Below are 14,573 nucleotides of genomic sequence, written 5' to 3' on the forward strand. Positions count from 1 at the left end.
GGATGTGGTTGAGAAGCTTTTCATAAATCACAATTATAGGTGGGCATTGCCCACCTTTTTAGTTACAAGTGGCGATCGCATTTCTTCACTATATATATAGTAGTGATCCCCAAGTTTTACTAGCCTAATGAGTGCTAAAACCTAAATGACGGATTAGGAATTAATTATGTCTACCCATATCTCTTGCCATTTACCGCGCGTCACCATCGTTGGTGCTGGTAGAGTTGGTAGCACTCTCGCCCAACGTATTGCTGAGAAAAATTTAGCAGATGTGGTGTTACTCGATATCATTGAGGGTATGCCGCAAGGATTGGCTTTGGATTTATTGGAAGCTAGAGGAATAGAACTGCATAACCGTCAGATTATTGGCACAAATAATTATCCTGATACGGCTGGTTCCGAAATTGTCGTGATTACTGCTGGACTTCCGCGTAAACCAGGGATGAGTCGGGATGATTTGCTGAGAACCAACGCCAAGATAGTAGTCGAAGCAGCGAAAAATGCGATCGCTCATTCTCCCAATGCTATTTTTATTGTTGTCACTAACCCTTTAGATGTGATGACTTATTTAGCTTGGCAAGCTACAGGTTTACCACGCGATCGCATCATGGGTATGGCTGGCGTTTTAGACTCAGCCCGCTTTGAAACTTTCATCGCTTTAGAATTGGGCGTTTTACCTGCGGATGTGAAAGCGATGGTGTTAGGTAGTCATGGCGATTTAATGGTTCCGCTATCACGTTATGCCACAGTTAACGGCATTCCCATCACAGAATTATTAGACGCGCCGACAATTGATCGTTTAATAGAAAGAACCCGCAACGGTGGCGCAGAAATTGTGGAATTAATGCAGACAGGTGGTGCATTTTTTGCTCCTGCTTCTGCAACAAGTGTGATGGTGGAATCAATATTATTAAATCAATCACGCTTGTTACCAATAGCAACTTATTTAAAAGGTGAATACGGTTTAGATGATGTGGTAATTGGTGTGCCTTGTCGCTTAGGTTGCAGTGGTATTGAAAGTATTTTGGAATTAAATTTAAGTGATAGTGAAAGAGAAGCTTTGCATACTTCTGCTCAATCTGTGCGGAAAAATATCGAGCGATCGCAAGAAATTTTAACTCGTAGCTTGATGAATTAAAATCTTATTTATTAATTATATGTTAAATCCTTTGTTCCTTGAACAAGAGGAGCTATTTTATATATGTTAAAATTATGTATACTAATTTATATATCTTAGTTATTTTTAGGCAATAACTTCCTCATAATTTACACTGGTTTATATCATATGTATATCTCTAAATTTCAAGTCTTTCACTATAAATCTTTTATAGATTCAGGACTATTAAAATTTACTCCGAGTATAAATATTATTGTTGGTCAAAATAATGCAGGTAAGACAGCACTGCTGGAAGCTTTAACACTTAACTTCGAGCATACTCCACATAAGAGTATTAAAACATTACCTACAAAATCTTCAGTGTTAAAGGAAAAATCATGGGCTAGAGTTTCATTTTTCATAAACAAAGATGAATTTATATCTCTTTTAGATTTAATGACGTATCCAATTAAGGTTCCGCATCCAGCACAGCATACTATTACAGAACATGAAACTGCTTATAAATTCCAAGACTGGATAAATTCTCCTCATCCTGTAGAGTTGAATTTATCCATAACAAACAGAAATACCTTTTGGGAAACATATGAAACGAGTAGCGACTTAACTTTTGGGATATATGAACCACAAATTCCACTTCTTTTAATGTCCATAAAAAATACCATAGATAGTCCTTTTGATTATTATGGTTCATTTCCTAATAATAATTTGAATGATAATCTAGCTTTCAATATATTAAATGTTATCAAACCTAAAATTTATAGATTCTATGCTGAACGCTTAAATGTTGGAATTTGCAGTGTTGGATATAATTCTGAATTAAATCAAAATGCTTCTAACCTGGCTGAAGTTCTAGGTGTGTTGCAAGGAAGTAATCCCAGCCGTTTTGAAAGATTTAATAAACTTGTATCTGTAATTTTGCCTCAGATTAAAAGAATTGCTCTTCAACCTAGACCTAATAATCAGGTTGAAATTATGGTCTGGCATATAGATACTTCAACAGAAAGGGATGATTTAGCTTTTCCACTATCATCATGTGGGACTGGGATTGGTCAAGTCTTGGCTATTCTTTATGTAGTTCTTAACTCACAAGATCCAAGAACTATTATCATTGATGAACCACAATCATTTTTACATCCTGGAGCAGCAAAAAAACTTATTGAAATTTTAAAAGACTTTCCACAACATCAATATTTTATAGCTACTCATTCACCTACAATTATCTCTGCCGCTAATCCTTCTAAAATTGTGATATTACGCTATGAAGATAGTGAAACAAAAGCCTCAGAATTAGATGCAAAAGAGACAACAGAACAACGGTCTCTTCTAGCAGAGGTTGGGGCCAATTTATCAGATGTATTTGGTGCTGATAATATTCTCTGGGTAGAAGGCCCAACTGAAGAAAGATGTTTCCCACTAATACTACAGAAAGTTGCGAAGAAGCCATTGAGAGGTACTACAATTCTCTCGGTTAAGAATACTGGTGATTTAGATGGTAAACGAGCTGAGATTATCTTTGAAATATACGATAAGCTCAGTGGTGGAGCCAGTTTATTTCCACCAGCTATCGGATTTATATTTGATAGTGAGGGAAAATCAGAAACGAAAATACAGGACTTGAAGAGAAGAAGTCAAAACCCTGTAGAATTTCTACCTCGACGTATGTATGAGAATTATCTACTTTATCCAGAGGCGATCGCAGCAGTTATCAATGAGGCTGATAAAAATCGAGACGTACCAATTACTGTAGTAAAGATTGAGCAATGGCTCGAAAAGAAGAAGCAAGAAAATGCTTATCTTCCAAAAGGTTTAGAAACTGAGACAATTTCAGATAATGAATGGTTATCCAAGGTTGATAGCGCTAATCTTCTGAAAAAGTTATTTGAATATTTTTGTGAAACACGATTAGTCTTTTCAAAGACAACACATTCTTTCAAGCTTACCCAGTGGTTAGTAGATAACGCTCCTGAGCAACTTTCTGAGTTATCTGAACTGTTAGAGAAAGTATTATCTTGATAACTATATGTGTCAACAAAAATAACCCCGACTTCTTTGAGAAGTTGGGGTTATAATTTTCTCTATCAATGCGAATTAAAATCAAAAACTAAATAATTATTTGAGTCATTTCCTCATTTTAACATGAAATTTATTTATTTTTTGTTATTACACAACTTATCTCTGCGTTAATTTTGTCATCTTAATTACAAATACATATTTGAAAATTGTATAAAATTGCATATACAAATATTTTTTCATGTGCAATATCTCAAAATAAAAGGTAGATAAGCTACACCATCATAATAGTTTTTCTGTTAGCAGCGCCAATTTAGAACCTTTAACATATTTCTTTTGACAACTACTAAAAAAATCCTTAAGCTAATAGATAGGTGACCAACTATCAACCAAATAACTGCGATTTTGTGAGGTAAATTCAAAATCGTCGTTATAAAGTATCAGCATGAACAAATGAATTGAACTTGATCATTGAACATAAATAGTAACTTCAACCAATTTAGTTGAAATAAAGCTAATACCTGATTTATTGGATTTCGCTGCGCGGTTATAAAAATAATCCAATCAGGTGTGAATGTTTGTATTGATGGTAATGCTTGTCTGTTAATTCTTAAACATTGGCTGAGGTGCAGTAAACTATGCTTGATTTTTTTACATCATTGAACGACCATAATCTACCTTATCCAGACACGCTGCATCCCATCGTTGTTCACTTTGTAATTGCGATGGTATTATTTGCGTTTTTCTGTGATGTTGTAGGTTATTTTACTGGCAAAGTTCGCCTATTTGAGGTGAGTTGGTGGAATATGTTTGTCGCTACGATCGCAATTTTTGTAGCGATTATTTTTGGACAATTTGAAGCAGGTTTAGCCCACCCCTACGACGTAGCTAAATCAGTTTTAAATATCCATACACTGATTGGTTGGTCACTTTCTGGCATCATTGCGGCCATCACAGCATGGCGCTATGTAATTCGTTCGCGCAACCCACAAAAATTACCAATTCATTATTTAGCAGCCGGATTGATTTTAGTAGGAATTGTCGGCGTACAAGTGTATTTCGGTGATGAATTAGTTTGGGTATATGGATTGCACACAGTACCCGTTGTTGAAGCTGTAAAGGATGGGATGCTGCCATGAATTCAGAACTAATTAATCAATTAAACGTAGAACTGGGTGCTAACGGACTGCCTTATACTCTGCCTATTCACCCTAATTTAGTGCATCTCACCATCGGTCTATTTATCATTGGCATTACCTTTGATATTGTCGGTGTTCTGTTTCCCATTCAGAAATGGGTGTTCAAATTTTTGGCAATTACAGTGGAACGTGCCAACTTCTTTGATGTGGGTTGGTACAACATGGTTGCCGCAACTGCCATCACCTTTTTTACAGTTGCAGCGGGCTTTTACGAAATGCTTTTAGCATCCCCACCAACAGATGTTAAGAGCGCATGGGGAATGCCAGCAATGGAAACCATGCTTTGGCACGGTATTGGTGGTGTCGTCATCCTCGCTTTATTTGTCGGGATGACCATGTGGAGAGGATGGCAGCGCTTTGCTTGGAGCCAAGATGCCGAAGTAGAAGTGCAGTGGAGCTATTTGTTGGCGGGAATTGCAATTATGTTTGTGATGTTCCTCCACGGCACATTAGGAGCGCAACTAGCTGCCGAATTTGGTGTTCACAACACCGCAGATAGATTACTGAAATTAGGCGAAGACTTGAACACAATGCTCAAATAACTGTCCAAGGTCAAAAGTCTAAAGTATTGAATTTTGACTATTGACCATTGACTCTTGACTCTTGACCAAAACCCATGAAACTCTCAAAGATTTTAAACATATTAACCTTGATTACTGGTGCGATCGCTATTAGCGTCACCAGTATGTGGATAGGTAAACAAGCTTATACTTGGCTACCTCCCCAAGCAGCAGCCGAATCTCATCTGATTGATGATTTGATTAGCTTCTTAGTCACATTAGGTGCGTTTATTTTCCTTGGTGTCACTAGCACCTTAATGTACTCTGTGATGTTCCATCGCGCCAAGAAAGACGACTTCAGCGATGGCCCCCACATTGAAGGTAACGTCACCCTAGAAGTTGTCTGGACAGCCATCCCTATTTTGTTAGTACTGTGGATAGCTGGCTATAGCTCCCAAGTCTATGAACAAATGGGAATTCAAGGCCCCACACAGCTAGTGCATTTGCATAATCCCGTGGGTATGGAATCAGCTTATGCAGCAGAAAAAGATGCTGCTATCAGCGAACCCGTAGAAAAAATTGATGTTATCGCCAAACAATGGGCGTGGGTGTTCCATTACCCTGAGAGAAATGTTACCAGTACCGAATTGCATTTACCAAGCGATCGCCGTGTGCGTTTAGCACTGCAATCTGAAGACGTATTGCATGGCTTTTACATCCCTGCATTCCGCCTCAAACAAGACATCATTCCCAACCATACCATCGACTTTGAATTTACCCCCATCCGCCAGGGTCAATATCACCTCACCGACTCGCAATATAGCGGCACATACTTTGCCACCATGCAAGCAAACGTAGTTGTGCAATCGCCTGAAGAGTACCACAAATGGCTGGCCAAAATAGCCACACACAAACTCTCACCCGCAGATAACCAAGCTGCATCTGAATACGCCCAAGCAGCCACCGAACCTGTGAAAAATGGTTGGAAAACCGTCGCACCCGCTGCGCCTCCTTTGGTTAATTACTCTGGTTGACAGCAAACTAATTCCCTACACCCTCAAACCCTTCACACCCTTATATCCTCAAATCCTTACACCCCTGTTTCTTCAAAAGAACAATGACTAACATCCCTATTGATGGTCTCAGCCTGCCGGTTGAGAAACCTCAACACGAAACTCCAGGAGGCTGGAAGCAATACTTCAGCTTTAGCACCGACCACAAAGTAATTGGTATCCAATACCTTGTTACTTCCTTCTTCTTCTTTCTCATCGGCGGTATCTTTGCAATGATACTGCGGGGAGAACTAATTACCCCCGAAGCCGACTTAGTTGACCGCACTGTATATAACGGTATGTTCACCATGCACGGCACTGTGATGCTGTTCTTGTGGACATTTCCTTCACTCGTTGGTTTTGCTAACTATCTCGTACCCTTAATGATTGGGGCGCGAGACATGGCCTTTCCTCGCCTCAATGCCGTCGCCTTTTGGATGGTTCCGGTAGTCGGGATTTTGTTGATGTCTAGTTTCTTCGTTCCTGGTGGCCCAGCCCAAGCAGGTTGGTGGGCTTATCCTCCAGTCAGTCTCCAGAATCCCACAGGTAACTTGATTAACGGCCAAGTTTTATGGTTGTTGGCAGTCGCCATCTCTGGTGTCTCCTCAATCATGGGTGCTGTCAACTTTGTTACCACCATCGTCAAGATGCGTGCGCCCGGTATGACCTTCTTCCGGATGCCTTTGTTTGTCTGGGCAGTATTCAGCGCTCAAATCATCCAATTGTTTGGCTTACCCGCACTGACAGCAGGCGCGGTAATGTTGCTACTTGACCTCACCGTTGGTACTGGCTTTTTCAATCCCAGCAACGGCGGCAACCCAGTCATGTTCCAGCATTACTTTTGGTTCTACTCTCACCCCGCTGTTTACGTGATCATTCTGCCAGTTTTTGGTATCTTCTCCGAAATCTTCCCTGTTTATTCTCGTAAACCATTATTTGGCTACAAAGTCGTTGCCATTTCATCTTTATTAATTGCCGTAGTCAGTGCCATTGTTTGGGTTCACCACATGTATGTCAGCGGTACTCCTGCTTGGATGCGGTTGATTTTCATGTTGACAACCATGTTTGTGTCTGTACCAACTGGCATTAAGGTGTTTGCTTGGGTAGCCACAGTTTGGGGCGGTAAGTTGCGGTTGAATACACCCATGTTATTTGCCTTGGGTGGATTAATCATGTTTGTCTTCGCTGGCATCACAGGAATTATGCTGTCTTCTGTACCTGTAGATGTTCACGTTAACAATACTTACTTTGTAGTTGGTCACTTCCACTACGTTTTGTTTGGCACAGTGACAATGGGTTTGTACGCCGCTATTTACCACTGGTTCCCCAAAATGACCGGGCGGATGTACTACGAAGGCTGGGGTAAGTTGCACTTCTGGTTATCATTCATCGGTACTAACCTCAACTTCTTGCCTATGCACCCATTAGGTTTGCAAGGAATGTTGCGCCGGGTTTCTTCTTATGCGCCAGAGTATGAACTGTGGAATATTATTGCAAGTTTGGGTGCATTTTTGTTAGGGATGTCTACCTTACCATTCATCTTCAATATGGTGATTTCTTGGATGCAAGGTGAAAAAGCGCCTGATAATCCTTGGCGGGCAATTGGTTTAGAGTGGTTAGTTTCTTCACCACCACCTGTTGAGAACTTCGAGGAAATTCCTGTAGTTATCTCTGAACCTTACGGTTACGGCAAATCAGAACCTTTGGTAGAAGAAAAGGGTGTAGGGGTGTAAAGGGTATAAGGGTGTAGGGAATTAACACCCCTTACACCCTCACACCCTTAAACCCTCAAACCCTATTTCTCCAACGAACGAATCAGGAAAAATAATAACCTACCAACAGATTCGCATTGATTGACCACAGGAATAATAGTTTGTGATGAAGCTAGTTCAACATGAATAGACAATAACAAATGTGTTTCTAGCTCTTTTAAGGAACCTTGGGCGATGTATAAAAATTGAATATACTCGCCACGCGTTCTTCTTCCATACCCTTCAGCAATATTAGCTGGAATTGATGCTGCCGCTCTGCGAATTTGAGCAATCATTCCATAAGTTTCTTCTTTAGGAAATGCTTGTGTTGCTTTGTAACAGCACTCAGCAACATTCATGGCTTCTTGCTAAACCTTCAAATCTCGATACGACTGCATTGGTGCTTCTTAATATCAGTGCTACTTCGTTTTACTCCAAAGCCAATGGAAGCGCCTAGCTATTTTTACACCCATACACCCTTAAACCCATACACCCTTATTTATGGACAGCTATATTGTTTCTGAAGAGTTGCAAAATCACTCTCATCATAGTGGCGAACATGGACATGACGAAGAAGGCAATAAAATGTTTGGTTTTATTGTTTTCTTACTGTCGGAAAGTGTGATTTTCTTAAGTTTTTTCGCTGGCTACATTGTCTACAAGCTGACAACTCCTAACTGGTTACCGCCTGGTGTTGAAGGATTAGAAGTTAGAGAACCTGCCATTAATACTGTTGTGCTGGTTGCTAGTAGCTTTGTGATTTATTTGGCGGAACGCGCTCTACAACGACGCAATTTGTGGGGTTTTCGTGTGTTTCTGCTCGCAACAATGGCTATGGGCAGTTACTTTTTGCTAGGGCAAGCAATTGAATGGAGTAACTTGGCTTTTGGTTTCACTTCTGGAACCTTTGGCGGAATGTTCTACCTGTTAACTGGGTTTCACGGTTTGCACGTTTTAACAGGTATCCTGTTACAATTAATAATTTTTGTCCGCTCTTTCATTCCTGACAATTACGATTCTGGTCACTTTGGTGTTAATGCTACTTCACTGTTTTGGCACTTTGTTGATGTGATCTGGATTATTTTGTTTATCTTGATTTACATCTGGCAGTAAATATCAGACTTTGTGCAAAAATTAGAGCAAAGTTGCAGGGGAAGGGTAAGAGAATTAGCCTTTTTCCCTGTTTTTCACATTTAAGGTATTATAAAAACGATTTTATGCCTATTTATGAAAATATGTCACTCTATCTCTGTATAGATGTAAAAAAAATTATTCTCAAGATAAAACTGTGAAGGCTTATAATTTTAAAGATTTAATTTGATTGAGTTAAACAAATTCAGCATATACAATCTTCCCTAGAAATTATTTATTTACCAATGGCACTCCAATCTTTAGCAGAAAGCCCAATTATTGCATTTACCATTCTCCTGACAGTAATTTTTACCGTACCTCCAATATTTGAGAAATTGCGGTTACCTGGATTAGTGGGTTTGCTAGTCGCAGGTGTCATTTTAGGAGAAAATGGCTTAAAGTTACTCAATTCAGAATCAGACACACTCAAGCTGCTTTCGGATATTGGCAAAATTTATTTAATGTTCGTAGCAGGTTTGGAAATTGATTTAGATCAGTTTCGTAAAACTAAAAATCGCTCAATTGGATTTGGAGGTTTGACTTTTATAGTGCCGTTGATAGCGGGTGTTCTTGTTGGGCGTTTGTTTAATTTTGGTTGGAATTCTGCTTTTTTGATTGGTTCTTTACTGGCATCCCACACTCTTTTAGCTTATCCAATTGTTAGTCGTTTAGGGGTGGTCACAAATGAAGCTGTGACAGTAACGATTGGGGCGACAATTTTTACTGACACAGGTGCTTTGTTGGTATTGGCAATTTGTGTAGGCATTCATGGTGGAGAATTTACAGCCCTGAGTTTAGCTACACTATTGGGTGGATTAGCAATTTATTCTGTTGTTGTTTTATTTGGCTTTGACTGGGCAGGTAAGGAATTCTTTCGGCGTTCTGGCGATGAACAAAGCAACCAATTTTTGTTTATCTTGTTGGCTTTATTTTTGGCTTCTGTAGGAGCGCAAGTTATTGGTGTTGAGAAAATTGTTGGTGCATTTTTAGCAGGTTTGGCAGTTAATGATGTTTTAGGACGCAGCCCAGTTAAAGAAAAAATTGAGTTTATTGGTAGTGTTTTATTTATCCCATGTTTTTTTGTAGATATGGGATTATTGATTGATATTCCAGCATTTCTGAAAACTCTCAGTTCTGTTTGGTTGACTGTGGTAATTGTGATCGCTTTAATTGGCAGTAAATTTATTGCGGCATTTTTAGCAAAATTGTTTTACCGCTATAACACAGCAGAAATGCTAACAATGTGGTCGTTGTCTTTACCTCAAGTAGCGGCTACACTGGCTGCGGCATTGGTGGCTTATCAAACTGTTAACTCGGCTGGTGAAAGGTTAATTAGTGAGGGTGTATTAAACAGTGTGATTGTTTTGATGCTGGTGACTGCAATTTTAGGCCCAGTCATTACAGCTAGATCTGCTACTGCTTTACAAGTTAGCGAAGCAGATTTAGAAACAGATAGTCTCACAACTTGGTGGGAAAGTCATGAGAGTGATATAGAAGAACAACAACAACCTTTCACTGTAGTAGTACCAATTTATAATCCTCAAACTCAGCGCTATCTAATAGAAATGGCAGCATTACTAGCACGTCACGAATCAGGAAGGATTGTGCCATTAGCTATTACCAAAGCTTTGATTCAGATGGATGATCCGCAATTAGTTACGGCGCTTGATCAAAGTCAGAAAAGATTGAAGTTGGCTAAAGAAATCTCTCAAGAATTTGATGTGGAAGTTGCGCCAGCAATTCGCATTGATGATGATGCGGCTTTGGGAATTAGTCGTGCTAGTCGGGAACGCAACGCTAATTTAGTGGTGATGGGTTGGTCGCGGACTACAGGCTTTCGCGCTCGGTTGTTTGGGAGTGTGATTGATAGTGTGTTTTGGTCTTCACACTGTCCTGTGGCGGTTACACGTTTATTGAGTAGTCCGACAACTATCCAAAGAATTCTTGTACCTGTGGGTGATTTGACACGACAAACTATCGGTGCTATTAGGTTTGCCCAAATTTTAGCGGATGTGAATCAGGCAGAGGTAGTATTGTTGCATGTGAGCGATCGCAACACTCCCCCAGCTTTAGTTGAAAAATTTACATCCCAATTGTCTGATATTGCCACTAAAAGTCAGTTACAGGTAAAGACAAATATCCAGACAGTTAAAGGTGATGATATCGCTAGAGTTATTATTCGAGAAGCTCAATCTTTTGATTTGGCTGTGTTGCGTTCGGTTCGCTATCGCACAGCAGGCGGTCTGGCATTTAGTCAAGTGACAACCCAAATTTTGAGAGAATTAAAATGCTCGATTGTTTTGCTAGGAGAACCTCATTCTTAAGCTATTAAACACATACAGCAGGGAACAGGCTTGAAAGTCTTGTGTTATATGGCTTTTTAATGAAAACTTGTACCTTATTCACCTGCAATCTGCTGTAGTTAATAAAATAAAGTAGGGTGGGCATAATTATGCCCACCCTACTCATGTTTGCAGTTGAATTTCTATCAATGGTGATAGTCTAGAACAGCCCACAAAACTAATCTATTTAGATAACCTAGTAATTATGTCTTCATCATCAAACTTAGGCATTTTATGCCTGTGTACACTCCGCACTACTAGGAAGTTAGATTAAATGCAAATTTTTCAAGTTTTGAATCCATTAACCAGGTGGAAGTTTACCAAATTACTGAGTCAGACATTAGCTTTAGGAGTAAGTGCTAGTGTTTTACTGTTCAATGCTAGTGCTAATGCTGCTGAGCAAGTGATCTTAAAATATGGTAGCTTTCAAGGGCCTGTTTCTGTAGCGGAATTGAATGAGTTTGTCCAAACAGGTAAGACTACCCCAACAATCCAAACTTATTTGCAGGTATCAAAACAAGAACCAGATGTAGCTCGTAAAGCACTAGTCGCAGGCTTAAAAGCTGAACCTGCTGATTTAGAGCGCTTGCTGTCTGGCTGGGCGGGGCCAATTGTAATTTCTCAAGTTGGTGATGTAGTTCATCCGCCTGCGGGAGAATTAGATGCACAGGCGCTGCAAACAGCTTTGAATAAATCTATTCAGGAAGATGGAGAAATCACGCTGCTAGGAGCAATTCGCCATTATCCAGATAATACTGTGGAAATAGAAGGCGATCGCCTCATCCCTGTTTATGAAAGACTCAGCAGTTTGGCAAAAATCTTCTAAGTACTGATTGCAGTCTAACTTCCCAAATCTCAACTAATATCTCGTGCAGGTAAGGCTACTGTCCGAATTGCGATCGCCTGTTTTCTGCCGTTACGATTAATTGTGATTTGCATAACTTCACCGACTTTGGTAGTTTCTACTTGTTGTTGCACTTGCTTAATATTTTGGATAGCAACACCGTTAATACTGTCAATAATATCGCCCGGACGCAAACCAGCACGGGAAGCTGGGGAGTTTGGGGCGACTCCTAAAATAATTACACCTGTATCTTGATTGACTTGTAATCCCAGGTCACTTTGATTAATTTTGCTGCGCAAATCAGGTGTCAATTCACCCATTTGAATACCGACGTAGGGATGATCTACTCGTCCTTTAGCGATTAATTCATTGGCAATTCTTTGCGCAGTTTTGATAGGAATAGCAAAGCCTAATCCTTGCGCTCCTTGGATGATGGCGGTATTCATGCCAATTACTTCTCCTTGAGCGTTGAGTAAGGGGCCACCAGAGTTACCAGGATTAATTGCAGCATCAGTTTGAATAAAATCTACTCGTTCTGTTGGCACTCCTAAATCGGCAACTGAACGCTGTGTTGCACTGATAATTCCTTGAGTGACGGTATTATCTAATCCTAGAGGATTGCCGATCGCGATCGCCCACTGCCCTGGTAACAAATTATCTGAGTTACCCAACTTAACTGTCGGCAGTCCTGTACCTTTAATTCTAACCACCGCCACATCAGTTACGCGGTCAACTCCTACCACCTTACCTTGAAGGCTGCGGCCATCTTTTAACACAACTGAGACTTTATCTGCATCTGCTACTACATGAGCATTAGTTAAGATAATGCCATCAGCACTGATAATAAACCCTGAGCCAATGCCCCGTTGTACTTCTTCTCGACGCGGTAATTCTTCGCCAAAAAAACGTCCTAAATAAGAGTCTTGCGGAGATACTGCGACAATTCGAGTCGAATTGATGCGTACCACTGCTGGCCCTACTTGTTGGACAACTTGAGTAATGTAATTGACATCTTGATTAACATTGATTGGTGCTGATGGATTGAGTGTTGCTGTTACTAGAGGATTCTTCACTTCTCTATTGGAACCACAACCAGTTAATAGCAAAACTAGGTAAAGCGAGAATTGGGGAAGAAGTCGTTTCATTATGGGTTGATAGGGCTATTGAGTTGTAGTAATAACCAAGTTAGATAAGTGCCGAACGGCCCCCACAGTGCATAAGGAAGAAATAGCCATGAAGCTGTTTGCGAAATTGGCTTAACGACAAAAGCCAAAATGTACACCAAAAGTGTTGCTAAACCGCCAACAATGATACCGCCTGTTAAACTCCTAAGTTCTACCACCACAGGACTGTAAATCGATGTCAGTAAAGCAATGGCGGCATAAATTGCCATCAAACCCCAAGGACGAGAACCTTTTCCTTTTTTAGTGCATTTCTCCCAGACGATAATTGCAGAAATCGTGAGACAAACCCAAATGAAAGTCCAGATAAAGGGAATAAGAAACTCGAAAGTTAACCAACTAGGACGTTGCAGATTTTGAAACCAAGGGTCGCGCAGCGATGTGAACAAGCTACCACCAAAAAACAGTGCGGCTGAAACTGCTGTAATAATCCATCTCGCTTTCACGCGGGGTTCCTGCCAGAATAATACTACACTTGTAGTTTAGATTGAATCTGCGATCCCTGCACCTATCCTGAGTCTGGATTCAGAGGAAAGTGCTGAGTGCTGAGGAGCCAGTGCTTTGCGCGGGTTCCCCGCGTTGTAGCAACTGGCGTTGCTGAGTAGAGTATTTTTTATTGTTCTGCGTCATACTGTATAGCAGTCAGTGACTAGGTTTATACTCAGCACTTTCAACTCAGCACTTTTATTAATTAACGTCGCAAAAATAACTGGGTAATGTAGTATGTATTACCAACTCGCCAGACTCCGACACCCGTTTCTCTAAAGACTGGGCGGAGAATATTTGCTCGGTGTCCAGGGCTATTCATCCAGCCTTTAATGGCGGCTGGTACAGGTTGCGGTACATTTTTCGATGTAAATAAGTTTTCACCAACCATCCAATAAGAAATTCTACCTGCACGTACTCTATCTGGTAATGTGCTACCATCTGCGCCAGTGTGACTAAAAAAGTTTTTCTGTGCCATCTGGCGGCTATAGTTGCGGGCAACCTGGGTTAGTTTTTCATCATTTTGTAGAGGCTGGAGTCCATTTTGCTGTCGGACTTTGTTGATACCTTGAAGAACTGAAGTTTCCATGTCTGCGAGTTTGGCAGATTCAGGAGCAATAGAAGGCAGTGGTGCTTGGCGTGATGGTAATTCAATGTCTGGCAATGGCGGCATATATTTTAATACTTCCTCACAGCCGCTGGCCAATAGTGCGATCGCAGCCGATGCTAACCAAATCAATTTAGATAATTTACTTTGCATCTGCTTGTTTACCGTCGCCTAAACATCCTATTTCCCCAAAATCATGGTTCTTTCTCCAGACAAGAACCACAAATTTAGCTGTAATGATGAATTTGCTGTGTTATCTGTTTTTAAGTTAACAAAAATCACAAAATTCAACTGTGGCTCAACTTGAGAGTCACATTGCTGGAGAAAGAACAAGTATGAGTGTTCAGAGTATG

At 40.4% G+C, this 14,573-nt stretch carries 13 protein-coding genes; 9 read left to right on the forward strand and 4 right to left on the reverse strand.

Annotated elements, in window-relative coordinates; translation table 11 throughout:
- Positions 1-166: 166 nt before the first annotated feature.
- The 6 genes from mdh to ctaD all read left to right on the forward strand — a co-directional run bounded on the left by mdh (position 167) and on the right by ctaD (position 7,611).
- On the forward strand, positions 167-1,138 hold the full coding sequence (mdh, locus tag ACMX3D_RS25460; protein ID WP_482748569.1) for a malate dehydrogenase: 972 nt from the start codon (positions 167-169) through the stop codon (positions 1,136-1,138).
- 147 nt (positions 1,139-1,285) lie between these two features.
- On the forward strand, positions 1,286-3,130 hold the full coding sequence (locus tag ACMX3D_RS25465; RefSeq protein WP_482748570.1) for an ATP-dependent nuclease: 1,845 nt from the start codon (positions 1,286-1,288) through the stop codon (positions 3,128-3,130).
- 635 nt (positions 3,131-3,765) lie between these two features.
- On the forward strand, positions 3,766-4,266 hold the full coding sequence (locus ACMX3D_RS25470) for a DUF2231 domain-containing protein (RefSeq protein ID WP_482748571.1): 501 nt from the start codon (positions 3,766-3,768) through the stop codon (positions 4,264-4,266).
- Entirely contained in the window at positions 4,263-4,868 is a 606-nt protein-coding gene (locus tag ACMX3D_RS25475) for a DUF2231 domain-containing protein (protein ID WP_482748572.1), read from the forward strand. Before ACMX3D_RS25470 ends, ACMX3D_RS25475 begins: the two co-directional genes overlap by 4 nt.
- A gap of 74 nt (positions 4,869-4,942) precedes the next feature.
- Positions 4,943-5,860, forward strand: coding sequence for a cytochrome c oxidase subunit II (locus ACMX3D_RS25480; protein ID WP_482748573.1), 918 nt, complete (start codon positions 4,943-4,945; stop codon positions 5,858-5,860).
- Between the two features lie 83 nt (positions 5,861-5,943).
- Positions 5,944-7,611, forward strand: a complete 1,668-nt coding sequence (ctaD, locus tag ACMX3D_RS25485) for a cytochrome c oxidase subunit I (RefSeq protein WP_482748574.1) — start codon at positions 5,944-5,946, stop codon at positions 7,609-7,611.
- Positions 7,612-7,673: 62 nt separating this feature from the next.
- Here the strand turns inward: ctaD and ACMX3D_RS25490 are convergent, their stop codons facing one another.
- Positions 7,674-7,988 (reverse strand): four helix bundle protein, encoded by a 315-nt coding sequence (locus ACMX3D_RS25490; protein ID WP_482748575.1) that lies wholly within the window; start codon positions 7,986-7,988, stop codon positions 7,674-7,676.
- A 142-nt stretch (positions 7,989-8,130) separates the two neighbouring features.
- On the opposite strand from ACMX3D_RS25490, the gene ACMX3D_RS25495 reads away from it, so the two are divergent.
- From ACMX3D_RS25495 to ACMX3D_RS25505, 3 genes are all read left to right on the forward strand, one after another.
- Entirely contained in the window at positions 8,131-8,742 is a 612-nt protein-coding gene (locus ACMX3D_RS25495) for a cytochrome c oxidase subunit 3 (protein ID WP_482748576.1), read from the forward strand.
- A 263-nt stretch (positions 8,743-9,005) separates the two neighbouring features.
- On the forward strand, positions 9,006-11,084 hold the full coding sequence (locus ACMX3D_RS25500) for a cation:proton antiporter domain-containing protein (protein WP_482748577.1): 2,079 nt from the start codon (positions 9,006-9,008) through the stop codon (positions 11,082-11,084).
- Between the two features lie 292 nt (positions 11,085-11,376).
- The gene (locus ACMX3D_RS25505) at positions 11,377-11,928 is read left to right on the forward strand and encodes an alpha/beta hydrolase (protein ID WP_482748578.1); all 552 of its coding nucleotides are present in this window, start codon (positions 11,377-11,379) and stop codon (positions 11,926-11,928) included.
- A gap of 29 nt (positions 11,929-11,957) precedes the next feature.
- Here ACMX3D_RS25505 and ACMX3D_RS25510 read toward each other — a convergent pair whose 3' ends face one another.
- From ACMX3D_RS25510 to ACMX3D_RS25520, 3 genes are all read right to left on the reverse strand, one after another.
- The gene (locus tag ACMX3D_RS25510; RefSeq protein WP_482748579.1) at positions 11,958-13,091 is read right to left on the reverse strand and encodes an HhoA/HhoB/HtrA family serine endopeptidase; all 1,134 of its coding nucleotides are present in this window, start codon (positions 13,089-13,091) and stop codon (positions 11,958-11,960) included.
- Positions 13,091-13,573, reverse strand: coding sequence for a TspO/MBR family protein (locus ACMX3D_RS25515; protein ID WP_482748580.1), 483 nt, complete (start codon positions 13,571-13,573; stop codon positions 13,091-13,093). The genes ACMX3D_RS25510 and ACMX3D_RS25515 overlap by 1 nt, the downstream gene beginning before the upstream one ends.
- Positions 13,574-13,818: 245 nt before the next feature.
- Complete coding sequence (locus tag ACMX3D_RS25520) at positions 13,819-14,373, reverse strand: CAP domain-containing protein (RefSeq protein WP_482748581.1); 555 nt, start codon at positions 14,371-14,373, stop codon at positions 13,819-13,821.
- Positions 14,374-14,573: the final 200 nt, after the last annotated feature.

Source organism: Anabaena sp. TISTR 8404 (assembly GCF_056847745.1).

What these genes read in the sequence shown, in the direction of transcription:
- mdh (WP_482748569.1), top strand. Translation starts at nt 167, where the DNA reads ATGTCTACCCATATCTCTTGCCATTTACCGCGCGTCACCATCGTTGGT.
- ACMX3D_RS25465 (WP_482748570.1), top strand. Translation starts at nt 1,286, where the DNA reads ATGTATATCTCTAAATTTCAAGTCTTTCACTATAAATCTTTTATAGAT.
- ACMX3D_RS25470 (WP_482748571.1), top strand. Translation starts at nt 3,766, where the DNA reads ATGCTTGATTTTTTTACATCATTGAACGACCATAATCTACCTTATCCA.
- ACMX3D_RS25475 (WP_482748572.1), top strand. Translation starts at nt 4,263, where the DNA reads ATGAATTCAGAACTAATTAATCAATTAAACGTAGAACTGGGTGCTAAC.
- ACMX3D_RS25480 (WP_482748573.1), top strand. Translation starts at nt 4,943, where the DNA reads ATGAAACTCTCAAAGATTTTAAACATATTAACCTTGATTACTGGTGCG.
- ctaD (WP_482748574.1), top strand. Translation starts at nt 5,944, where the DNA reads ATGACTAACATCCCTATTGATGGTCTCAGCCTGCCGGTTGAGAAACCT.
- ACMX3D_RS25490 (WP_482748575.1), bottom strand. Translation starts at nt 7,988, where the DNA reads ATGAATGTTGCTGAGTGCTGTTACAAAGCAACACAAGCATTTCCTAAA.
- ACMX3D_RS25495 (WP_482748576.1), top strand. Translation starts at nt 8,131, where the DNA reads ATGGACAGCTATATTGTTTCTGAAGAGTTGCAAAATCACTCTCATCAT.
- ACMX3D_RS25500 (WP_482748577.1), top strand. Translation starts at nt 9,006, where the DNA reads ATGGCACTCCAATCTTTAGCAGAAAGCCCAATTATTGCATTTACCATT.
- ACMX3D_RS25505 (WP_482748578.1), top strand. Translation starts at nt 11,377, where the DNA reads ATGCAAATTTTTCAAGTTTTGAATCCATTAACCAGGTGGAAGTTTACC.
- ACMX3D_RS25510 (WP_482748579.1), bottom strand. Translation starts at nt 13,091, where the DNA reads ATGAAACGACTTCTTCCCCAATTCTCGCTTTACCTAGTTTTGCTATTA.
- ACMX3D_RS25520 (WP_482748581.1), bottom strand. Translation starts at nt 14,373, where the DNA reads ATGCAAAGTAAATTATCTAAATTGATTTGGTTAGCATCGGCTGCGATC.